The sequence below is a fragment of the Thermogemmatispora onikobensis genome, from assembly GCF_001748285.1.
Lineage (GTDB): Bacteria > Chloroflexota > Ktedonobacteria > Ktedonobacterales > Ktedonobacteraceae > Thermogemmatispora > Thermogemmatispora onikobensis.
Map to the genome: position 1 here is coordinate 51,824 of NZ_BDGT01000016.1, position 22,560 is coordinate 74,383.

General features: G+C 55.9%; 17 protein-coding genes. 7 read left to right on the forward strand and 10 right to left on the reverse strand.

From position 1 onward, the window contains the following. Positions 1-162: 162 nt before the first annotated feature. From BGC09_RS09185 to der, 4 genes are all read right to left on the reverse strand, one after another. Positions 163-642 (reverse strand): CopD family protein, encoded by a 480-nt coding sequence (locus BGC09_RS09185; protein ID WP_069803585.1) that lies wholly within the window; start codon positions 640-642, stop codon positions 163-165. A gap of 145 nt (positions 643-787) precedes the next feature. Continuing rightward, positions 788-1,432, reverse strand: coding sequence for a TlpA family protein disulfide reductase (locus tag BGC09_RS09190; RefSeq protein WP_069803586.1), 645 nt, complete (start codon positions 1,430-1,432; stop codon positions 788-790). Between the two features lie 313 nt (positions 1,433-1,745). Continuing rightward, positions 1,746-2,309, reverse strand: coding sequence for a type 1 glutamine amidotransferase domain-containing protein (locus BGC09_RS09195; RefSeq protein WP_069803587.1), 564 nt, complete (start codon positions 2,307-2,309; stop codon positions 1,746-1,748). Positions 2,310-2,557: 248 nt separating this feature from the next. Continuing rightward, entirely contained in the window at positions 2,558-3,985 is a 1,428-nt protein-coding gene (der, locus tag BGC09_RS09200; RefSeq protein ID WP_069803588.1) for a ribosome biogenesis GTPase Der, read from the reverse strand. A gap of 349 nt (positions 3,986-4,334) precedes the next feature. Between der and BGC09_RS09205 the strand changes: the two genes are divergently transcribed. Further along, on the forward strand, positions 4,335-4,811 hold the full coding sequence (locus BGC09_RS09205; protein ID WP_069803589.1) for a Clp protease N-terminal domain-containing protein: 477 nt from the start codon (positions 4,335-4,337) through the stop codon (positions 4,809-4,811). 98 nt (positions 4,812-4,909) lie between these two features. Here BGC09_RS09205 and BGC09_RS09210 read toward each other — a convergent pair whose 3' ends face one another. Together BGC09_RS09210 and BGC09_RS09215 are read right to left on the reverse strand one after the other, a co-directional pair. Beyond that, positions 4,910-8,362, reverse strand: a complete 3,453-nt coding sequence (locus tag BGC09_RS09210; RefSeq protein ID WP_069803590.1) for a beta-sandwich domain-containing protein — start codon at positions 8,360-8,362, stop codon at positions 4,910-4,912. 211 nt (positions 8,363-8,573) lie between these two features. Then, positions 8,574-9,866, reverse strand: coding sequence for an NAD(P)/FAD-dependent oxidoreductase (locus BGC09_RS09215; RefSeq protein WP_069803591.1), 1,293 nt, complete (start codon positions 9,864-9,866; stop codon positions 8,574-8,576). Positions 9,867-10,660: 794 nt separating this feature from the next. Here BGC09_RS09215 and BGC09_RS09220 point away from each other — a divergent pair. The 6 genes from BGC09_RS09220 to BGC09_RS09245 all read left to right on the forward strand — a co-directional run bounded on the left by BGC09_RS09220 (position 10,661) and on the right by BGC09_RS09245 (position 17,276). Beyond that, positions 10,661-12,577, forward strand: coding sequence for a DEAD/DEAH box helicase family protein (locus tag BGC09_RS09220; protein ID WP_176728885.1), 1,917 nt, complete (start codon positions 10,661-10,663; stop codon positions 12,575-12,577). A gap of 12 nt (positions 12,578-12,589) precedes the next feature. Then, positions 12,590-12,763 carry a hypothetical protein gene (locus BGC09_RS22845; protein ID WP_176728886.1) on the forward strand — a complete coding sequence of 58 codons (174 nt, stop codon included), beginning with the start codon at positions 12,590-12,592 and terminating at the stop codon, positions 12,761-12,763. A 7-nt stretch (positions 12,764-12,770) separates the two neighbouring features. Further along, the gene (locus BGC09_RS09225) at positions 12,771-14,765 is read left to right on the forward strand and encodes an AAA family ATPase (RefSeq protein WP_069803593.1); all 1,995 of its coding nucleotides are present in this window, start codon (positions 12,771-12,773) and stop codon (positions 14,763-14,765) included. Beyond that, the gene (locus BGC09_RS09230; RefSeq protein ID WP_069803594.1) at positions 14,762-15,199 is read left to right on the forward strand and encodes a DNA phosphorothioation-associated 4-like protein; all 438 of its coding nucleotides are present in this window, start codon (positions 14,762-14,764) and stop codon (positions 15,197-15,199) included. The genes BGC09_RS09225 and BGC09_RS09230 overlap by 4 nt, the downstream gene beginning before the upstream one ends. 19 nt (positions 15,200-15,218) lie before the next feature. Beyond that, positions 15,219-16,106: a sigma-70 RNA polymerase sigma factor region 4 domain-containing protein gene (locus BGC09_RS09235; RefSeq protein WP_069803595.1), complete on the forward strand. Its 888-nt coding sequence runs from the start codon at positions 15,219-15,221 to the stop codon at positions 16,104-16,106. 255 nt (positions 16,107-16,361) lie between these two features. After that, positions 16,362-17,276 (forward strand): restriction endonuclease, encoded by a 915-nt coding sequence (locus BGC09_RS09245; RefSeq protein WP_069803597.1) that lies wholly within the window; start codon positions 16,362-16,364, stop codon positions 17,274-17,276. Positions 17,277-17,298: 22 nt separating this feature from the next. Here the strand turns inward: BGC09_RS09245 and BGC09_RS09250 are convergent, their stop codons facing one another. The 4 genes from BGC09_RS09250 to dndC are packed head-to-tail and all read right to left on the reverse strand — an operon-like array spanning position 17,299 to position 22,392. Continuing rightward, on the reverse strand, positions 17,299-18,459 hold the full coding sequence (locus BGC09_RS09250; protein ID WP_069803598.1) for a cysteine desulfurase family protein: 1,161 nt from the start codon (positions 18,457-18,459) through the stop codon (positions 17,299-17,301). Between the two features lie 23 nt (positions 18,460-18,482). Next, positions 18,483-18,908 carry a DndE family protein gene (locus BGC09_RS09255; protein WP_069803599.1) on the reverse strand — a complete coding sequence of 142 codons (426 nt, stop codon included), beginning with the start codon at positions 18,906-18,908 and terminating at the stop codon, positions 18,483-18,485. A gap of 34 nt (positions 18,909-18,942) precedes the next feature. Then, complete coding sequence (gene dndD / locus BGC09_RS09260; protein ID WP_084658270.1) at positions 18,943-20,976, reverse strand: DNA sulfur modification protein DndD; 2,034 nt, start codon at positions 20,974-20,976, stop codon at positions 18,943-18,945. Next, entirely contained in the window at positions 20,977-22,392 is a 1,416-nt protein-coding gene (dndC, locus tag BGC09_RS09265; RefSeq protein ID WP_176728887.1) for a DNA phosphorothioation system sulfurtransferase DndC, read from the reverse strand. It abuts the gene before it with no gap. Positions 22,393-22,560: the final 168 nt, after the last annotated feature.

Consider the following 22,560-nt stretch of genomic DNA (forward strand, 5'->3'; position numbering starts at 1 on the left):
CCTGACCCACGGGCAAACCGGCCCGCCCGTCTCTCTCGTTCGTACTTCCTGTCATACGCTTGCCCTCGCCGCTTATGCGCTCACTGAGCGTGCCCTCTCCTCTGGCTGTCGGGGTGCGACAACCGGGGCATCGCGAGAGGAGCGGAGCGGGCAGCCAGTCCTCTAACGACTGGTGAGGCTCGCCTCGAACAGAATATTGAGCAGGGCGCCGAGGGCGAAGACCACCAGGCCCAGGGCCAACATCAAGCGAGGAGCGACCTGAGCAAAGCGTGATGAGCGACGAGCCAGCCGGCGAATCGAACTTTGTCCCAGATAAAAGGCCAGCGCGAACAAAGCCAGCGCCAGCGCAATTTTCAAGCTCAGCGTCAGCAGATAAGGCAGACCGAGGCTCGTCTCCGTCAGGCGGTCCACCGTTAAAAAGGCTCCGCTCACCAGGAGCAGGCCGATGCAGCCATTGACCAGGCGCCTGAAGCGCGCCGCGATTTTCGCGGCCAGCTCAGGGGCGGGAGCAAGGCGCAAGGCCGGCTGGACCACCAGCAGATACATGGCGCTGCCACCGACCCAGGTAGCAGCGGCCAACGTATGGATCACCCGCATAATCAGCAGCAGCCCCTGCGGCAGCAGCGCCAGCAGCCAGTCCATAGCCAGCCTCTTTTATCCTCGTAGGTCACCTTCACCTTCCTGGTTTTCTTCCCTATCTGCCGGAGCAGAGGGTTTTTCTATCCCTCGCCTGGCGTCTGGACCCTCACACAGACGAGTGCCAGGCGTCTCTTAGGTCCTTAGTGGCTTAGTGGCTCAGCAGTCTCAGGCCCTGCTCCAGCAGCTGCAGCGTCAGCTCGCCCTCGTGCCAGCCCACAATCTTGCCTGTGCGGTCGATAAAGATCGTCGTTGGCAGATTGGCCACCCCGTAACTGATGGCCGTTGCGCCACTGCTATCGCTCACATTTGTATAAGTAATCCCGTGTGCCTGCAAGAAGCTCAGCGCATCGGTGCGATTGTCCTGGAAATCGAGGCCCAGAAAGACGATGCCCTGCCCCTGGATGCGCTGCCAGGTTGTCTGGAGGACTGGGGCCTCGCGCTGACACGGCTCACAGGAGGACTGCCAGACGTTGAGCACGATCGCCTGTCCTTTAAAATCGGCGAGAGCGACCGAGCCGTTGGAGCTGGTGCCTGGGGCCAGCAGGGGCAGGCGGAAACCTGGGGCCATCTTCCCCACCATTGGGCCACTGAAGCCCGCCGGAGCCGAGCCACCGCTCGTCTTCTGTCCTGGGGCGGGAGTCAGCAACTGCGACCAGAGCACGGCCAGAAGCGCCACATTCAACAGACTCACCACCACAAAAATTGCAATGCTGCGCTTTCGTCTGCGCCGTGCCAGGGCCAGCTCGCTGGCCGTCGCGGAGCTCTCGTTAACCGGTAGCGTTTCACTGCTCATCGGTGCCCTGTTCGTTTTGCGTGCAAGATGATGCCAGGCTAGATTATGAGGGTGCTGCCTGATAGCGGGCTTGCAATCGTTGACCCATACCTTACAATAGCCTGAATATCAAGGGCTGTCAAATGCGAGTGGCGGCGGGCACCAAACGCCTGCTCCTGTCGTGCACCCTTCACCGTGCGCGTGTCCGGCTGGGGGGCACCGAAACAAAAAAGGCGCCCTGAGAGCGCGTTGCTCTTCAGGCGCCTCCCTTGCGCTTGGGCCTCGCCCCGGGAAGCGGCTTCCTGGCCGTCACTGAGTGACTGGAGGGACCGACTTAGCCGCGGGCGCTCACCCGGCTCTGGGCGAAAAGCTCGATCATGGCCCGCTTGAAGGCGGGGAGATCGCGCGGACTGCGGCTACTCACCCAATTGCGGTCACGCACGACTTCCTGGTCAACCCAGTTGCCGCCAGCATTGCGGATGTCATCCTGGATCGTATGGTAGCTCGTTAAGGTGCGTCCGCGCACCAGTCCTGCCGAGACCAGCAGCCAGGGGCCATGACAGATAACCGCGATAGGCTTGCCGGCGGCGTCAATGCGCCGTACGAATTCCTGGGCCTCCCGCTGGACACGCAAGGCATCGGCGTTCAAGGCCCCGCCTGGCAGCAGGACGGCATCGAACTCGTCTGGGTTGGCTTGCTGCAGTGTCAGGTCGACTGGAAAACTGTCGCCCTTCTCGACGTGATTGACACCCTGGATCTGGCCCGCCTTGGGTGCCACGATAGCTGTGCGTGCTCCCGCTTCCTCCAGGGCCTTCTTTGGCTCACTCAGCTCAACCTGTTCAAAGTAATCCGTCGCCAGAATAGCCACACGCATGCCTTGCAGATTCGTCCCTTGCATCGATCGCAACCTCCTTTGTTTACAAAGGTCAACAAGCAAGAAAGACAACCGTTGTCAGGGCAAGGTCTTCCATTCAGACGCTGCCCTCTCCACCCACAGATACACGCAATGCCCCCCATGCAAGGAGACTCAGCCATTGGTGCGATGCGGACGGCTCGGCTAACGAGCTATGGGAGGGAACCACCCAGGCCCAGGTGGCTCGGCTGAAGCGGGCAAGAAAGCAGGCTGGCCAGGCTCACTGGCCTGGCCTAGCCCAGGCGCGGCAACTCTACCTTCGACCGCGCGCGGAAAATGATGCGGATTCCTGTTCCAGCGAAGTCGAACGCCTCGCGGAGACGATTTTCCAGGTAACGCTCGTAGCTGAAATGGAGGTAATCCGGGTTGTTCACGAAGAAGACAAAGGTCGGCGGGTTAACCTGAGCCTGCGTGGCGTAAAAGATCTTGAGTTGGTGCCCGTGGACCGCGACCGGATGATGGCGACGAATCGCCTCCTGCACGACTTCGTTCAGACGCGCCGTAGGAATGCGCACGAAGCGCCTGTCAGCAATCTCAATGGCCTTGCGCAGCAACGACTGAACGTGGTAGCCGGTTCTGGCCGACGCGAAGACCACCGGGGCATAGGGAATGAACTTGAGGCCCGCGCTCAACATCTTGCGGTACTCTTCGGCCTCGGCGATTTCCCGCGTCAGGCTGATGGGCTCGCCCCGGCGAGCGGCCCGGCGCTGCTCCTGGACGATATCCCACTTATTTACTACGACGATGATCCCTTTGGCCTGCTCGTGCACATAGCCCGCGATATGGGTATCTTGAGCCGCCAGTCCCTCGACGGCATCGATCAGCAGGAGGGCCACATCGCAGCGATCAATGGCACGCATCGAGCGTATCACACTGTATTTCTCGATGCCTGGTACAATGCGTCCGCGTCGCCGGATGCCTGCGGTATCGATGAGCACGAGCTTACGGTCCTCAAAGAGCAGCCCGGTATCGATCATATCGCGGGTGGTGCCGGGCACATCGCTCACAATAGCGCGCTCGTAGCCCAAGATGCGATTAAGTAGGGACGACTTGCCAACGTTCGGGCGCCCGACGATGGCGATGCGCACCTGTTCCGTCTCGTCCTCTTCGGCGTGCTCCTCGGGCGTTTCCGGCGGCAAAGACTCGACGATCTTGTCTAGCAAATCGCCTGTTCCCAGGCCGTGCAGGGCCGAGATGTCAATTGGTTCGCCCAGGCCCAGGGCATAGAACTCGGGAGCGTACTGGCGGTGGGTATCGTTATCAGCCTTATTGGCGGCCAGAATGACCGGCTTATTGGTGCGGCGCAGCAGGGCGGCCACCTCCTCATCGGCGGGGGTGATGCCTGTGCGCACATCGACCATAAAGACAATAACGTCGGCCTCCTCGATAGCCAGACGCACCTGGGAGCGTACATGCTCCATCAGATCGCCGCTGACCCCGCTCAAACCAACCTGGCCCGGAGGGGTCTCTTCACCGAGGGCCAGGCCACCGGTATCAATCAGCGTGAACTCCCGTCCATTCCAGTCAGTATCTCCATAAAGGCGGTCGCGCGTTGTTCCGGGCAGATCCTCAACAATAGCGCGCCGCTCACCGATCATGCGATTAAAAAACGTGGACTTGCCGACGTTCGGTCGGCCTACGATGGCGACAAGTGGCTTCATAGCCCCTACCACCCCTTTCTTGCGATCCCGCAGAGTAGTAAGTGAGAGAAAAAACAGCCTGGGTTTGATTATAACACAAACACCGAGTCGCTTTGAGTCCCTCTTTTTCGGCCCGAAGAGCAGTGCGATTCTTATTGCGATATGCTATACTGATACAGTTGGTATTCCACCTGGCGCAGTCAATTGAGATGGAAGAGAGGAAGAGCGAGCGAATAGAGGTCGGTTCTGGCGCCGGGGCAGGCTAAGCCAGCGACGGCAAAAGCGGTGAGCAGTTTATTCAGGCCGAGGGCAGGAGCAAGGACCTCCGAGGGGTGACCTCCTGCTGCTTGGCAGCAAAGGCAGGGAACACATGACTAAGAACCGCTTCCACTACTTTACAGATAGTGCCAAGCTAATCTTTGTCGAAGCGCAACAGTCGGCGGAAAGGTATCAGCAGACGTATATTGCTCCAGAGCACTTGCTGCTGGGGATAGCGAACGGCAAGGCAACGACTGCTTCCAGACTGCTCAATCGAGTAGAGATCGACCCGCTTCTGCTTCGAGCAGCGACGGAACGGGCGATTGCTGACCGGCTGGCAGCTCACCCTGATAGTGCTACGGACCAGTTTGGCCTGACCCAGGAGGCCAAGGAAGCTATCGAGCTGGCCGTCGAAGAAGCGAGTCATGAGCAGCGTGGTTTTGTTGGTAGTGAGCATCTCCTCCTGGCTCTGCTGCGTCAGCAGGGGACCCTGGCGGTCAACGTCCTGGAGCAGGCTGGCCTCAGCCTGGAAACAGTCCGTGCGCGGCTCCAGCGTCTGCGCCAGGAAGGGTACACCTCCGAACCCTGAGAGGCGGACGGAGCCGGTAAGGTTCGCAATCCAGAGGAGCAGGCCCGCCCGGCCATTGAGCCGTGCCGTGGACTGCTCCCCTGCTCTATTGGCGCAAGCTACTTGAGAGCGATAGCGAAGATGTGTAAGTGGCCACCCAAGACCGTGGTGGGTAGCGTAATGCTCTTGACCGTCTTCTCCGGGTCGAGGGGCAGCTCGGCATAGAAGACGTAGGCTCGCTGGAGCTGTGGGCCGCCAGGGCGATTATAATAAGCGGTGACGATGGCAATACTATTGCCGCAGCTCGGAGCGAAGGAGCCGCCCCCGAGGGTCCAGTCGCTCAGGCAGAGCGGCAGCGGCTGAAGCGAGCCATCGCTATAGCGGACCAGCAGCTGGCCGTGGGCGCCCGAGGCGTCGCTATGATCGGCGGCTCCCAGCAGGGCCAAAGCGGTCTTATGTGCGCTCGCGCTCCCGTTCAGCGGGATCGTCTGGCCGCTGGCCAGGTAGTTATTGTTGGCTCCTGAAGCCGCATTTGGCCAGCTAAAGGTCACGCCATTATAGGTGAGTGGTTGCCAGGGAAAGACGCCGACGGCGGCCAGGGCCTGGGCCGAGTAGCTGGACCCTGTACCGTCAAAGTTAGCGGCCTGGGGATTGCTATCATCGCTTGTGCCGGCGTTGTTGTAGGGGGTATCCTCTGCTGCCTTTGTGGCCACAGCAAAGACATGCAGCAGGCCCTGATTGACCGTAGCGGGCAGCGTCACGCTTTTAACCGTCTTGCCGCTCTGCAGGGCCACCTCGGCGTAGAAAATGTAGGTCTTCACAAACTCCTGCCCCGTTGGCTGGTTACGGTAGGGCAGCGTCACAAAGATGCCGTTGCTGAAGGACGGCCCGTTCGCTTTGCCCTCATTCAGAGTCCAGTCGCTGAAGCCCAGTGTAAACGGCTGACGGCTGCCATCGCTATAGTTGATGTAGGCGGTACCGTACGAGGGGCCGCCAGAGGCCGCGCCCAGAAAGGCCAGCAGACTGGCCTTCTTCTGAGGAGCTACTGGCAGCGTTTGCCCGGCGGCGATATAGTTATTGAGCTGGCCGGCGGCGGCGTCAGGCCACTGAAAGACCACGCCAGACACGCCGCGGTAGAAGGCATTATCGCCGGGATTGATCCCTGCCTGCTGCAGGGCTTGCAGCGAATAACTATGGCCAGCATTGTCGAAATTGGCCTGAGCGGGCAGGTGGTCGTCGCTCACCCCAATGTTGTTGTAGCTCCCGTAGAGGCCCCTGGTAGCAATGGAGAAGATGTGCAGGCGACTGGGGCCGGCAGGTGCTGGTGGCAGGGTCACGCTCTTAATTGTTTTGGTCGCATCGACCGCCACATCTGTGTAAAACAGGTAGACCGTCACCGGCTGCTGACCGCCGGGTCCATTGCGATAGCTCATCGTCGCCACTGTCTTATTATTAAAGGCAGGGGAGCTGCTGGTCCAATCGGTCAGGCCGAGCGTAAACGGCTGGGTCGAGCCGTCGCTATAGGTAATGCGTGCGGTGCCGCTGGTTGATCCCTGGGTAGCCGAGCCGAGGAAGGCCACCAGCGTCACGCCTGGGCCGCTGTTCAGTGGGATCGTCTGGCCATTGGCCTGGTAATTGTCCTTGACTCCGGCGGGCAGGTCCGGCCAGATGAAAGCCAGACCATTACAGAGCACACTCGCCCCTGGAGTAATGCCAGCTTGTGCCAGGGCTGTTGCAGAGTAGCTATAGCCCAGACCGTCGTAGTTCGCTGCCTGCACATTCTGTGTAAAGTCGTCGCTGATGCCGACATTGTTGTACGTCGCTGGCGGGGGAGGGGCACTGCTCTTATTGAGCAGGCCGTAGACGGTCAGCGTCGTCTTAGTTGGCACGAAGACCCGGCCATCGGCGATAGTTGGCGTACTGAACTTCACATAGCTATCGAGCGTATCGTAGTCCGGGTCCTGGGCGCTGCTGTACAGTTCATGGCCCAGATTGGTCGCATCGTAGGCGCGCAGGGCGCCGCCTGGATCGATCAGCCAGAGGATGCCGTTGCTTGTCCCATTGCTGGAGAGCGAGGGATTGCCGCCGGAGAAGAGGAAGCTTCTCTCGGGCGTCTGGGAGCTTGGTGTTGGCGGAAGCAAGACCTGTCCTTTAGCGTTGCGCTGCAGGCGGTAGGCCAGAGTAGGGTGTCCGACGCTGGAAATGTAGACATACTCCGCGCTCGCGCTGCGCCAATAAGCGGGTGTGCCATACATGCCGCCGACAGTGCTGGGAGGGGTCTCCTGAAGGACCTGGTCCACGTCGGTGCGGCTCCGATTCGTTTCGGTGCAGGGTTGGGTGATCGTCGTAAACTGGCCCAGCTTATTGGTATCCAGCACATAGATGCGGCCCTCCTTGCCGCCTCCGATCAGCTCTGGATAGGAGGGGAGCAGCAGCGGCCCGCCCGAGCCGAGGTCGGCGTCGGCCTCACCCAGGCACTCCTCATTGAAGGGCGCGAAGAAGTCCAGCAGGCGCAGATCGGGACTGAGTTTGACAAAGCTATCACCCAATGATGGACGAGGGGCGGACGGTTCGAAGTCGCCGTTACCGCTGATAAAGTAGATATTGCCCTCGCTATCGGAGGCCAGGCCGCCGCCTCCATGCCAGACGCCGGCACCGGCCCCGTCGGGGGTCACGTTGAAGACGTGGGTTTGGCGGAAGCCGTTGCCGTCGTAGGTATAGCTGATGATCCAGCCGTGGTACGGCATATTGTCGCAGAACGATCCCCAGGCGATGTAAATCTGGCCGTTAGCCAGTAGCAGGGCGGCGCGCTGGCGCTCGTAGCGGGGGTCGAAGCTCACGCTGCCGTTCTGGCTCCCGGCCCCCTGGCCAGGGAGGCTGGCCCGGACCACCACCGGGCTGCCGGGGCGCTCGCGCCCTGTGCTGATGTCAATGGCGTGAAGCCGGTCGAAGAACTGCCCGCTGCTATTTTGCGAGAAGGTCACGAAGAACATCGTGCGAGAGGCCAGATCGATCACTGGCGTGCCGGTGATCCCGACCTCCGGCACCGTATCGCCGCAAGCCACATCCTCCCAGGAGACGGTCGTCTCGCCGGAAGGCAGATAGTTGACGTGCCAGAGCGGAGGAGGGGCGCCGTTGCTGCTCTGGGCATCGGCATCAAAGGCGTAGATGCTATCGTGCTCGGTGGCGACAAAGACCACATTGTGGGGGGTGCCATTGACGTTCACATTGGGCACATAGAGTGGCTGGGCATAGATCTGACCGTCGACGGGGTAGGCTACCCGTTTGCCGAAGCTCTGGGCATTGACATTGCCTGGGGTCAGGAGGGTCTCCGTGGTATTCTGGCCGCTGCGCCAATTATCGTTTTTGTAGGTCAACACAGCGGTATGGCCGCTACTGCGGGGGATTATCGTCTGGGTTTGGCGAGAGTCCCTTCCCATCTGAGTTGCGGACCGCTCGGGCTGGAGTCGGGCGCTCATAAAGGGAGCGGGCAAGAGTGTGGTGGCAAGGGCCAGGAAGGTCAGCAGCTCAAGCAGTGGATGCTGCTGACGAGAGAAGCGAGCCTGGTTCATCAAATCCTCCTCCTCTCCTCACTGTACCAGGGTATTGCTGCTTCCATGCAGCTTTGCGTGTAGTAGTTTTCTGAATGGTAGCCTGTATTCGACAGTGGCAAAGCAGATATAGAGAAGCAATTAGGCTTGATCACGAAACTACTCTAATTGTAGTGTAGAATAAAGGAGAAGAGAGGAAGGATATCGAAAGAAGGTGGAGAAGGGTGCTTTCTCAGGGGTGAGAGGAAGCTTCCTTCTCCTCCAGGATCAGGCGAACCAGGCGCTCAGCCAGAGCGATCGAATAGTTCTGGCCGCGGTCGTGGGGATAGACCTGGAACATATTGGCCAGCCAGAGGCCGGGGAGGGGAGTTTTCAGGGGAGGGATATGCTCGCGGTAATCGGGGGTGACGATAGGTTGGGCGAAAGGAGCGCGGAACATCCAGCTCTCGCGCACCCAGGAGGGGTCGAAATCCGGGCGAATGCGGCGCAGATGGGGTAAGAACTGGGTCAGGACCTCAGCTTTCTCCATCTGGAAGAGCGGGTCATCCATTGGGCGGTAGTTGCCCAGGTAGAGCAGATGGCGACCGCCGTACTCCTCGGGAGGGCGCAGGTTCGTATGTTCGACGATACTCAGGAAGGGATAGCCTGGATCGCAGATATTGAGCCAGTAGGTAGCTGTCAGGCGGCGGTCGAGAGCCAGGATCAGGCAGTGGGTGCCGTAAGCCTGGCCCCACTCGTAGCGAGCGCGGTAGTCTGAGGGCAGGGCTGGGATCAGGCGCAGGGTCAGGCGGGTAGCCAGGGTAGAGATTACCTGATCGACCGTCCAGGTGCCGCGCGTAGTGCGGACCTGCCAGCCGCTGGTGGCGAGGGGTTCGGCGCCTTCGATGCGTGTCCCGAGCAGGATCTTGCCGCCGAGGGAAGTGATGCGTTCCGCCAGGCGGTCGTAGAGCTGTTGGAAGCCGCCTTTGAGGTAGCCCAGGCTAGTGGTGCGGTCGTGGAAGCGGGCCCAGAACCAGGGCAGGGCAATCTGCTCATGGAGGGCGCCGAACTTGCTCACGAAGAGTGGTTCAAAGACCAGCTCGTAGGCGCGTTTCCCCATCCAGCGTCGTAGCCAGGGGGCGGCGGTGCGACCTTCTAGTGGCCAGGATGGGGAGAGTTTCAGGAAGGCGGCGACTGCTCCGACGCGCAGGCGCTCGTAGAAGCGCAGCGGGCGAAAGGCCAGGAGTGAGGTAGGCGAATCGAGGCGGTAGATCTGGCCTTCGATCAATGACTCTGTGCGTGGAGTAGACCAGACCAATTGTGGGCCGAGACCCAGCTCTTTGATCAAGCGAATGGCGGCGCGGTCAGTGCGGAAGAGGTGGTGATAGAACTTCTCCAACCAGACGCCTGGCGCGACCTGGAAACCGGCGGCCAGGCCGCCGGGGACCTCCTCCTGTTCGAAGACCATGACTGACTGGCCGGCCTGAGCCAGGCGATAGGCGGCCACAAGGCCAAGTGCGCCGCCACCGAAGATTGCGTACTGCATGGTGAGTATAGTGCTCCTCTCCCTGGTGCTTGCGATAGCCCTTACGTGTATGCGTGTCGCGCGTTGTGGTCAGTCTCTTTGTTCTGTTCTGGGGCGAAGCGGGCGGATGACCTGCTATCTTACTCTCTCCTCTCTTCTTGCCCGAGCCGCCGTGGTGGTGTGTGGCGTGTGCCTTGCGAACGGCGGTTCTGGGGTGTGAGGGGAGGAGAAGCGAGCGCAAGCCATTCAGCCCGCCAGCAAAGCGAGCCAGTCGGGTTAATCGATCTAGCGACGGAAGGGCCTCGCCTGCGTCCTTGCTCTCCTGCTGATTGGCATCTATTGTACCACAGCTGCGCGAGGCCTGTCAGCCCCTGGGAGAGAGCAGGTCGGGGAGGACCCATAGCTTCCGATCAATTTTAGGCTAGATTCCCTCTGTAACAGCGAAGTCCTCCGCTTGAAATTCGGAGTCATTCACTGTATAATACAGTTTATCCACCATCTTTCTTAAAGAAGATCTCTATCAAGCTCGGTTAATTATGGATGGTTATGGCCAACCTGCAGGGAACGGGTGGCACTTGGAAGCGCCTTGCTTAGGGTGATGAAGGGATGATCTAGGCAGCGGCCTCGTCTTGCTCCCGTAGTCGCGAGTATGAACCATGGAGCCATTCACGAACCTCTGTCTTCCGCGTGTGATGGACACCTCCACTTATGACCTCACCACTCAGTTTTTTGAGAGACTACTGTCTCGTGCTCAGAGCTACGATCGCGGCGTGGGTTATTTCAGCTCGGGTTGGCTGCGGATCAATGCAAGGGGCATGGTGGCCTTTGCGAACAATGGAGGGCGTGCACGCTGGATTACCAGTCCTATCCTGGATCAAGAGGACTGGAAAGCGCTGATGACTGGCGAGGCTGCCAAGATGAACCCGGCGCTTCACCGGCTCCTGGAGCGGAACATCACCAGTCTTGAGCAGGCTCTGGAAGAGGATGTGTTATCGGCACTTGCCTGGATGGTGGCAGATGAGGTCATAAGCTTTCGTCTTGCCCTGCCCCAGAATAGCCTGGAGAGCGGGGATTTCCATGACAAATTTGGGGTTTTTACAGACGCCTATGGCAATCGTATAAGCTTCAATGGCTCATATAATGATAGCATTCACGGGCTGCGTAACTACGAATCCATCAAGATCTTTTGCTCGTGGGAGTCACCCATTCTGGCGGAGCTAGTACAAGCTGATGCCGAGCGCTTTGAACGGCTATGGAACAACCGCGATCCCAATGTGAGAGTGCTGGAGTTACCCGAGGCCGCTCGTGAGAGAATTGTACGTCTCCGTCGAGGTGAGCGTCCTTATGCCGAGCCAGAGTGGGTGAGACAGCGTCGTTTGGCGGAGAATGGAGCAGTGTATCAGATCGGTCGTCCCTTTTTTCCAACTGGCCTGGTTCTTCGTGATTATCAGCAGGAAGCTGTTGACGCCTGGTTCAATGCCGATCGGCGTGGCCTGCTAGAGATGGCTACTGGTACTGGTAAAACGATCACAGCTTTAGCTGCTTCTGTCAGGCTTTTTGAGCTAGAGCAGAGACTTGTGGTGATCATCGCAGTGCCCTACCAGCACCTGGTGGACCAATGGGCAGAGGAGGCTAAGGTTTTTGGCTATCGTCCCATCCTCGCTTACGGTTCTCGGAAGCAATGGCTGGAGAAGCTGCGGACGCGCCTGGAGGACTACCGGGCTGGTTACCGTCCCTGCCTCATGGTGATTACCACTCATAAAACCTTCATTAGTGAGGCCTTTCAAGATCTGCTGGTTCGCCTCAAAGGACCAGTGCTCCTGATCGCTGACGAGGTGCATCACCTGGGTGCTCAGCAGAGCCGCAAAAGCTATCCCTGGCAGATCCCCTACAGGCTAGCGCTCTCGGCCACTCCCCAGCGCTGGTTTGACGAAGAGGGCAGCCGTGCCCTAACTGAGTACTTTGGAGAGACTGTCTTCTCCTTTCCACTAGAGAGAGCGATCGGATCTTGTTTGACACCCTACTATTACTATCCGCATCTTGTGCCCTTGACAGGCGAGGAGCTGGATGAGTATCATAGGCTCTCAGTAAAGATTAGCCAGTTCGTCTACTCGGAGGACGAGAGTAAACAGGAGGCCCTGGAGCGCCTCTTGATAAAACGAGCACGTTTGCTGAATAATGCCAACAACAAGCTGGCTGCTTTGCGGGACCTGTTGCACGAGCCGGATCAGCTCAGTCACACGCTCTTCTACTGCACTTCGGAGCAGATAAAGGATCTGACTCGTCTATTGGGATTGGAGAAGGGGATGCGGGTCCATCCTTTTACGGCGAAGGAAGATGCGCAGGATAGACAACATTTACTAGAGTGCTTTGCTTCCGGTGACCTGCAGGCCCTGGTGGCGATGAAGTGTCTTGACGAAGGGGTCGATGTGCCTGAGACACGCACGGCTTATATACTGGCCAGCAGCGGCAATCCGCGCGAGTTTATCCAGAGGCGAGGTCGCATTTTACGCCGGGCTCCGGGCAAGAAGGTTGCTGAGATCCATGACTTAATTGCGGTTCCGCCGCTGGGGCGCGTTAGCCAGAGTTCGCCGACCTTCGCCTCGGAGCGCAAGATCATGCGCCGCGAGCTGCAGCGTTTCAAGGAGTTTGCGGAGCTGGCCCTGAATAAGTATGGCGCCCTCAACAGCGTTTGGGAGCTGATGAGAGCTTACGATTTAGCGGATTTATAGGGGAGGGTTCCGATGCTAAAAGAGTACATAAGGAAGATAGCAGGAGAATACGGTTACCCCATTGGATCAATTTTAAGGGAACTGATTGAAGAACAAAATTTGGATAAAAAGAATATCGAGATGGTTATAGATAAAATTATAGATAAATACGCAAAAAATATGAGACAATCCAATGAGAGGGGGTAGATCAAGCATGATTCTCAAGAGTTTTTCAGTCGAACTTTTTCGGCAATATATGAAAAGGCAGGAAATAAGGTTTGCTCATGATAATGAGCGTAAAAGAAACATAACGATTATCAATGGGGTGAATGGAACAGGGAAAACCTCCCTTTTTGCTGCAATTAACTGGTGTCTTTTTGGCTTTGAGGCAATTAGAACAGTTTCTTCAATTGACGTTGAAGATGAAGAAGATCTCTTTTGTAAAGAAGCCATTAGCCGAGCTGTTCCCCTGGAACAGCTGCAGATGTCTGCTACCTTAACGTTTATCCATAAAGGAGATCAGTATGAGGTCAGTCGCTGTAGAGAGGCTATCAAGGATACAAATGGTGGTATCCTTCTAAAGAAGGAGAGGTTTCTAGTTGCGAAGCGTTGTTTCGATGGTACAACGGATATTCTGAGCACTGATGATCAAGATCAATTTGGGCCTGAGAGGGAGATCAGAAAGGTGCTTCCGGTGGAGGCCAGCAAGTACTTCTTCTTTGATGGTGAGCTTATTGACTCCATCACCAGACCAGGATCGAAGCAAATTGCTAGTGCAATTAACAATATATTTAAGGTAAATAATCTTGTAGAAATTCACAAATCTATAAAAAGCATAATTAAATCTTATGAGCATAGAATGGCTGTTATCGATCAGAGTAATAAAGAACTCGAAAAAGCAATTCATGAGAAGGAGAAACTAGAGGGCGAGCTCCATGAACTGGACCAGAAGTATGAGCAGATATCAAGATCTATGGAAGAAGCTGAAGAGTATAAAAAACGTATTGAAAGAGAAATAAAAGATAGCGGAGCTGAAAGGGTGAGTGAGCAAATTAAGTACCAAGAGGGTATTATCAATTCTAAACGTGAAGAAGTTGAAGAACTGGCAAAAATAGTTAAAAAGGAAACCACAGACGCTTATTATGTTTTGGCTCTGCCTATTCTCAGAAAAGCTTACTCATCACTAGCAGACATAGGAGCTCAAGAAGCAATTCCCAGTTACGCGCTCCAACGCCTGGCACGTGACTTGCTAAGTCAACTATGTTGCATCTGCGGTCGTCCCTTCGAAGAAGATGGGCCTGAGTATCAGCGCTTGCGGGCACTCCTGGAGAAAAACGTCTTCGATGATAACCGCTCCAACAGAGAGGCTGGCCTGAGTACCGAGTTGTTCTCCCTGGAGCAGAGCAGCAGGGAGAAGCTGGAGCATCTCGGCAATTGGTGTAAGCGGTATGTAGATCTAAGAGATACTATCACTAATGAATTACAGAGATTGGACGATCTTCATGGTCAACTTGAAGCTATGGGGGGAGCTAGCGTCGCTGCTTGGCAAAAGCAATGGCGAGAGGTTACTGAGAGGTATTATGCACTACAGAAAGAGCTGGACCGGATCGGTAAACTTAGGGAGATGACAAACTCTCAAATGAAGGATAAAGAAAATAAGATTAATGCTATTAGTAATAGCAAAAATGTTGATTTGATTAAATTTAAGCATGAAATTGCTAGAAGTTTGAGAGATGTGGTTGAAGATAATATCCAAAAATACAAGGAGAAAGTGAGAGTTGATATAAGTAGAAAGGCCTCGGAGATCTTCCGCTTACTTCTCTGGAAAGAGGGACAGTTTCAGGAGATTTCCCTGGATGAGAGCTTTAACCTCGAAGTAGTAGATCGCTACAGTAAGCCAGCTCTTCAGGATCTCTCCTCTGGAGAGCGGCAGATACTCAGCCTGGCCTTCATTGTTGCAATGTCTCGTCTGAGCGGAGAAGAGGCTCCTCTCGTGATGGACACCCCTTTTGGGAGGCTGTCTGCCGAGAATCGGGCTAATATCACTGAGCATCTGCCTGAGCTTGCCGACCAAGTGATTCTGTTCGTCACTGATGAGGAACTGCATGATCAGGCCCGGGCCAACCTGGAGCCTCACATTGGCCGGGAGTACAACCTCGACTTTGATCGTCGTACAGGTTGCACAACTATTGTGGAGGTTCGACGATGACAGCTGAGTCTGAGGGCTTAAGAGAAGCGATTTACATCGAAGTAGGAGTTCATCCCAGCTATAAACGTCTGACTGAAAGTAAAGAACCTGCTGAGTCCCCTTTTAGCACTATGAAGGATCTCTTCATGTGGGCTGCTTGCTTAGGAGCTAGGCGAGGCTGCAGGAAACCACTAGTTTCCAGAGAGACTATCTTTCGGTGGGACCAACTCAATTCCCGCGATATTGTCCTACTTGAGGCGATCGCCCTGGTCGTCACAGGTGATCCTCAAGTCATCTTACACCGTAACACCGTTCTAGAGATCGCTGAAGAATGTGCCAACGCTGGTATTGCCGAGCTGTTGGACGAAATAGAGTCACGTCATGGAAAGCCGCTTTGGAATCTCCTGGAGTTTGTAGTGAAGGAATGTGCCCTGGAGGGGGATGGCGAAGAGTAGTGAAGGGAGTATCGTTGCAATGCCATTCTCGCCATACTTGGAGCCGCGGCAGGTTCCACTGGCCAGCCTGCTGCTCGATCCCAATAATCCGCGCTTCTTCGACCTGGAGGACTGGCAGAAGGTCCCTGAGAATCTCTATCACTTAGAGAGAGTTCAGCTTAAGGCTTCGCAGCGTCTCGAAAGCTCCCAGGCCTGGCAAATCACCGAGCTTGAGCAATCCATCAGAAGCAACGGCTATATTCCCACGGAGCTGATCGTCGTCAAGCCCTATGAATTGAGCGATCCTGTTCTCAATGCTGATCAGGGACCTTACTTTGTCGTGATCGAGGGCAATCGCCGCCTGGCAGCGATTCGCAAGATCGTTAGGGAGGCCCTTAATCCTGAGCAAGACGAGCTGGTGCAGTCTCTTCAAACGCTCAACGTACTTGTCTATACCCCCACGGGAGATCCGGAGCAAGATCGCATCAATGAGACTATTCTGCAGGGCATTCGCCACATCAGCGGTCCTAAGGAGTGGGGAGCCTACCAGAAAGCACACCTCATTGTCCAACTGTATGATACGTTAGGACAGTCATGGACAGAGATTGGACAACGTCTCGGCCTCAGCGCCAGGGTCGTGGGCCGCTACTATCGGGCCTATAAAGCCCTGCGCCAAATGATGGAGGACGAAGAGTTTGGCCCAAAGCCAAACCGAGGCTCTTCAGCCTCTTTGACGAGGCTCTCAAGAGCAATGCGATCAAAGAATGGCTGGGCTGGAGCGAAGAGTTATGGCAGTTCACGAATGCTGAGCGTCGGCCTACCTTCTATGGGCTGCTTCTGGGAGACCTGGAGGGGGAGCGTGGCCCCGAGATCACGAACCCCCAGCAGATGCGCCAGTTCGGTGAAACCCTCGCCTCGAAAAAAGTAGATGTTCTGGAGCGCTTTATCGAGGGCGAGCTGACCATCGAAAGAGCGGTCAGTCTGACGAAAATCGAGCCTATCACTGTCCCCTTGCGCGACTCCCTCCGAACCTTTCTCCAGGCTCTGGAAAAGTTCCCTGCTAGCCTCCTGACAACCATTACTGAAGAAGATCTGCAGCTCTTTGAAAGCATAGAGAAGAAGCTTCAGGAACTACGGGCCTTGAGACAAGCATCGCTACAATACTCTCAAGAGAGAGCGGCCAATGAATGAGGTTGAGCCTGAGCACATCGCTGACATACTCGCAGAGAGCTTTGATTTCTATAGCCCACCTCGCTCGCTGCGGGAGGTCCTGGTGGAGGTAACCGCCCAGCAGGGGCCTCTGCTCTCCCCACTGGCCGTGGTTGAGCAGGTAGAGGAGCACTATGAAGACTATCTCTCTTGCCTGCTCAATAAGCAGCAGGTCCTTCGCGCCAAAGGATTGTTTGCTCCCTATGATATCGTTGCTGATGGGGACGAGATAGCCGGTTTCTCTTATCCACGAGCCAAAGATTCGACCTATATGCAAAGTGTCAGGAAGGTAGCTCCTCAGATCCCTGCTATTCTAGAGGCAGTGAGAAGCCTTTCTCCCTTGGAGTTCGAACAGCTTTGTGTACGCATTCTAGGCCTGCTCAACGCCAGGGGTATGAAAATGACAAAATACTCTAGGGATGAGGGTATCGATTTTCTTGGCTGGCTGGATATCCATGAAAACTTTCTGCTCGGGGAGCAGCCTGTGCCTTTCCGTGTTGGTTTCAGTATGCTAGTGTTAGGCCAGGCCAAGAAATATGCGCCTGATCACCCTGTCGGTGTCAAAGAGATCAGAGAGTTGGTAGGGGCTGCCGCTGCCTTCCATCATGATCAGCTTGCACCTTGGCAATCGCGCTTGCAGCTAGACTCTTTCAAGCTCATGATTCCTATCCTTCCTTTACTCATGAGCACTGGAACCTTCTCTAAAGAGGCGCGTAAGCTAGCCCATAACTGTGGAGTGCTCACGCGCCACGGAGCGGAGATCGCCCTTTTTTTGGGATTGGAGGGGATAGGAGTGAAGGATGTGCCTGACCTCCATCCCCCGCGAGTCCGCTTTGACAAAGAAGCCTTTTTACAGTGGCTGAGGGAGAGAGGACTCTCCTCCTCCTAACCGACTGACTGGGCGCGGAGAGTCAGATCCTCAGTTTATGGGTTAGCTCCTCGACTGCTCCTGCAAGGCTGTCGACAGCCCTATCTATCTCTTGCTCGGTATTGCTTCTTCCCAGGCCAAGCCGAATAGAACTCTTCGCCCTTTCCTCTGGGTAACCGAGAGCGAGGATCACGTGGGAAGGCTCGACTTTAGTTGTAGCGCAGGCGGAGCCCGTCGCAAAGGCCAACTCATGCTTGAGGGCCACCAGCAATGCTCGGTTATTGACCCCAGGAAGGTAGATATTCAGGTTATGGGGAAGCCTTTGAGTGGGATGGCCGTTGATCTCAATTCCTGGGACTCTTGCACGCAGCCCTTCCCAAAGCCGGTCACGCAGGCGTCGCAGGCGCTCGCTTTCTTGGCGCATTTCTCGTGAGGCAATCTCTGCGGCCTTGCCGAGGCCCACGATCCCAGGAACATTCAGCGTACCTGAACGTAGCCCTCGCTCGTGTCCACCACCGCGTATCTGCGCTTCCAGGCGCAAAGAACGCTTGAACCGGCGTACATAGAGCGCCCCGATCCCCTTGGGACCATACATCTTATGTCCCGAGAGTGACAGGAGGTCTACATGCAGCTCCTGGACATCGAGGGGTAGATAGCCAGCTGCCTGGGTGGCATCTGTGTGGAAGAGTACCCCATGCTCTCGGGCGATCTCACCGATCGCCTTAATGGGGGCAATCGTCCCAATTTCATTATTGGCAGTCATAATGCTGATCAGCACCGTGTCTGGTCGAATAGCCCTCTGCAGCGCATCGAGGTCGACTAGGCCGAAACGATCAACGGGCAAGCGAGTGATCTGCCAGCCATGACGCTCCAGGTAGAGGCAGGGATCGAGAATGGCTGGGTGTTCCGTGGCAGCGGTAATAATGTGGCGCCCCTTGTCGGCGAGCGCCTCAGCAACACCGAGGATAGCCAGATTATTGGATTCAGTAGCTCCGCTGGTAAAGATAATTTCCTCTGGCTTGGCTCGGATAAGGCGCGCTACCTGACTGCGCGCCTGCTGGACAGCCTCGTCAGCCCGGCTACCGTATTCATGATCAATGCTAGAAGCGTTACCAAACTCCTCAGTGAAGTAGGGCAGCATCGCCTCGAGCACCCGCTGATCAACCGGGGTGGTAGCGTGATGATCCATATAGATCGGTCGCATGGATGCACTCCTCTCTAGGCTGCTTAAGCCAGGCTTTCCAGCTCCTCCGCTAAATCGGGATGAGCGGCTTTCAAGCGGCGCTGCGCCTCGGTCACGAGATCACCCAGGTCCTCCAGGCTCTTCAGGCGCTGGTAGAGCATGATCACTCCCCGGCAGAGATGGGCTTTAAACTGAGCCTCCAAGTCCTTGTCTGGATCAAGTCCTTCCCGGGCAAGTCGCTCGCGTAAGAGGGCGAAGAAAAAGAGATCCCACGGACCTGTCAGAGTGTATCGGTTGAACTCGCGGACCTGACCATCCTCATAAAGATGGGGATCGGGGGGAGTGGGATCAGCCAGAGAAAGGCAGTATCCCAGACGACAGAGGAGGTTAGGAGTCAGACCAGTACGTGCCTTAAGATTGCGCAGGCGTAAGTCAACCTCCTCGCCGACATAGATGCGATTCAAAGGCATAGCTTGGATCTCCTATCCTGCTGAGTAATTGCGACTAGCTGGGCAGGGCTGCCTGATCTGCTGACAGCTCCTGGAGAGATACGATCGTTTCTCCACGTTGGGAGTCATAGCTTAGCTGATAAATGCGTGCAACGCGCTCGCGGATCTGGCCAAGGAGGTAAGTGTCCAGCTCAGTATCAGTTGCGAATAAAAGAACCTGCTCGCTGATTTGCCCAATATAGTCCTGCAAAAAGCGCTGGCGGTGCTCTGCGTCAAGGCGAGCTAAGGGGGTGTCGATTGCCAAAGGCAGGTCACGATTGCCGATCCTTCTTAGTGCCCATAGCAGCGCCAGTGCATAAAGCTGGCGTTCTCCTGCCGAAAGCTGCTCCAACTTAAATGACTGGCCCAGCGTATTACTGAACTGAACTTTCCAGCTCTCTGGGTCGATCGTGGCCTCAGAGAGAAGGCCGTCCTTATGGCACAGCTGGTTAAAGCAGTGAACAAGCTCGCGCTCAAGCTCGGCCAGCTTCTGACGTAAGAGGGCATCTTGATAGGTGCGCAAAACTACCTGACTCAGCTCGGCCAAGCTACGCTGTTTCTCGCTGCGTTGAGCCTTCTCATAGGTTTCGACCAAGCTCTTCAGCTCGCGCTGCTTCTCCTCGATCTGAAAACGGAGCGACCCTAACTGTTCAGTGAGCTTCGACTCACGCTTGCGTTTCTCCTCCAATTGGGCTTTCAGCTCACCTATTTTGGCATAAATAGGGGCGATCAATGAATCATCGGGTGCCCTCTCCAGGCTCTTGTCTATACGCTGTAATTCGCGCTTCAGAGCGCGAAGCTGCTTTGTTTGAGCTTCGACATGCTTGGGGACAAGCTGGACAGCTGCCATAATCCATTGCTTAAGCTTTCTATGGTCCGGCTCTGCCAGATGGTGAGTCAGCCGGGCAGCATTTGCCTGAGAAGGTATTATCTGCTCGAAAGCTTGTTTTATGCGCTCTGCTAGTATAGATCGGCTACCCTCTGAAATCTCGACCCCTTCCCAGAGATGAGAGCTGGTCAGGAGCCTCTCCAGGAGCTGATGCTGACGCGACCAGAAAACAGAAGCCACCTGCTGGCGTTGGATCTCAAGCTCTCCTTCCAAAGTCTCCGCCAGTTGCAGGCAAAGCTCTGGTGCAAGAGCAAACGGGAGCAGCTCTGAGCACAGCTCTCGTAAGGTATCAGAGATCTCCTCGATCTGCCTGTTGATCTCTGCCTTGCGCTGCTGGAGCAGAGGGCGTTGAGCGGCATACTTGCCTCCCTCGGCAGAGAGACGATGCTCCTCCTCCCTGAGCGCTCTCTCTAGATCAGAGATAGAAGAGTGGATTCTATCGCGCTCCGAAGAGAGCTGAGCGATCTGCCATTCCAGCTGATCCGTCTCAGCGCGTAATGACAGCGCCTTCTTGTAAAGGCTTTCCACCTTTTCCGAGCTACCCCCCTGGCGGTTCACTAGCTGGCGCAAGTCTGTTTGCAGCCGATTGACGATGTCCAGCCCAAGTAAGCGGGCGAAGATCTCAGAAAGCGCCTTTCCCTGCTGGGCGGGATCAATCAGAGCTTCGAACTGCTCAGCGTCGAAGAAGCACAGCTGGCCATAGCCGGGTGAAATATACTCATTTAGCCAGACCTGGTAGTCAGAGGGATCAACTTCCAAGGGCTCGCCATTGCGCAGGACTAAAAGTGTTTCCCGAATGGTTCCATGCTGACGCTGCCAGCGGCGCTCGATATCGATGATGCTCATTTGGCCAGATTGAACATACTCAAGGCTCACTGTTACAGCACTCTGTCTAGCGGAGGCATGGTCTTCCCCCCCTGTGGGGGATCTGTGTATGCGCTCCATTAAGAAACGCTTGTAATTGCCCTCTTCGGAGAAATAGGTGGCACCGTAAAGTGCTAGAAGCAGCGCTTGGAAAAGCGTTGATTTGCCAGCTCCATTGTGGCCCCTAAAGACAGTGATATGGCGTCCAGGTGATCTCTCGACAAGCGGTCTCAGATCGAAGACATGACGGCCTGCAAAAACCCCAAAGTTTTCTACTGAGAAATGGATAAAGCGCATTTATTTCTCCGCTACTGAAGGCAAGGCTAAGTCTAATCTAATCTCTTGATAAAAAACGTTTTTCTCCCTAGCCGCCGTCATAATTTGAGATTCGTCTCCCCACTCCTGGGTCAAGATAGAGGTTAGTGCTTTATGGATGCCGGCTCGTTTCGTGATATCAATAGATTGTTTCTCTACCTCTAGCAGCTTAGCTAGCAGCTCAAAAGGAAGGTCGTATTCCTTGCAGATGCCCTCTAACAGAGCTTTCTGGGCAGAGTCGAAGACATGGTCATCGTCCTTTGGCCACGGAAGATCGAAGCCGTTGACCTGACGGAAGATCGCTGGCACTGAATCCTCCCAATCCTGGCGTTCGACACGCCAGATTCGCCTGATCTCAAAAAGCTCCTCGTCCGAAATCAGCTTCATTGTAGGATCTGGGCCGTGCTGCTGAATCTCCTTCTGGGCTACTAGAAGTTTGTGCAGCATGATCTTGCTTGTATTGAGAGTGTAGGTCCGTGCCGCCAGAGTACCATCCTTCTTAAAGACCACACGCCCATCGCGACCACGGATATCGCGGAATTCACGCTTTCGCTCGGGATCAATAGTTGTGACGAGCCACTCGCGAAACTCGAGTAAGGGGAGCATCCACTCCTCGCCGTTGTCGATCAGGGCCTCCATTGAAGTATCTCTCCTTGCAACTGTGCAGACCCAGCATCCAAACCGAGAGTTCCCACATGAGGGGGTGCTGGTGTCGATGACAAGAGGACACTCGCCAGCGCTGGCATTGCGGTAGAGTGCCGCCAGATCCTCGTTGTTGTTTCCCCAAGGAGAAGGCACCTGAAGCAGGTATTTCCACACATCATCTGTCGAAAAATCGGCGATGGGAGCATAAACATAGGCACCGCGCAACGAGCTGTGCCGGCGAAGCAGGTGTCCCTTAACCTGGTAGGTGTTCATCAGCTGCATGCGCGTCGAACTCTCCGTTTTTCGCACCCCCAGAACCATAATTACCTCACCGTACTGGGCCACTTTTTCTTCGATAAAGCGATTAGCAGGGGTGATTTTCATGCGCTCAGTGCACCAGCGGAAGCGCGTTGTTGGCGCTGGATAGCCTCGCCCTATGAGGTTCACCCAGAAGCTGTCATTGAGCGTTGGCATAACCTTCTCTGCCCTAAAAGGCATGCCCAAAGCGCGAGCGGTTTCGTTGATACGCTGAAGAGTAGTGTCAATATAGTCCACAATCACCGGAGTTTCCACTCGCGTGTCGGATGCGATAACGAAAACGGGCTTCTGACGTTCCTCTGGCGGTAGAACCTCAAGCGCCTTCCAGACGAGCTGAAGCACTGTTGTGGAATCCTTGCCTCCACTGTAACCGATTACCCACGGTTGGGGATAGCGCTTGTACACATTGCGGATCTCTTCATAGATGTCTTCCAAGCTGCGATACTCAAATATAGATCGCTCATGTGGAAGCCCTGTGAGCATAGGTAGACCTCACTTCTGCCAAAAACTTCCAGGCAGCCTGCTTGTCTCTGCCATCTTTCAGCGAGCTGCAGAGCAGCTAACGAGTGGGTCTTGGCCATTAGCTTACGCTACTGACCTCGC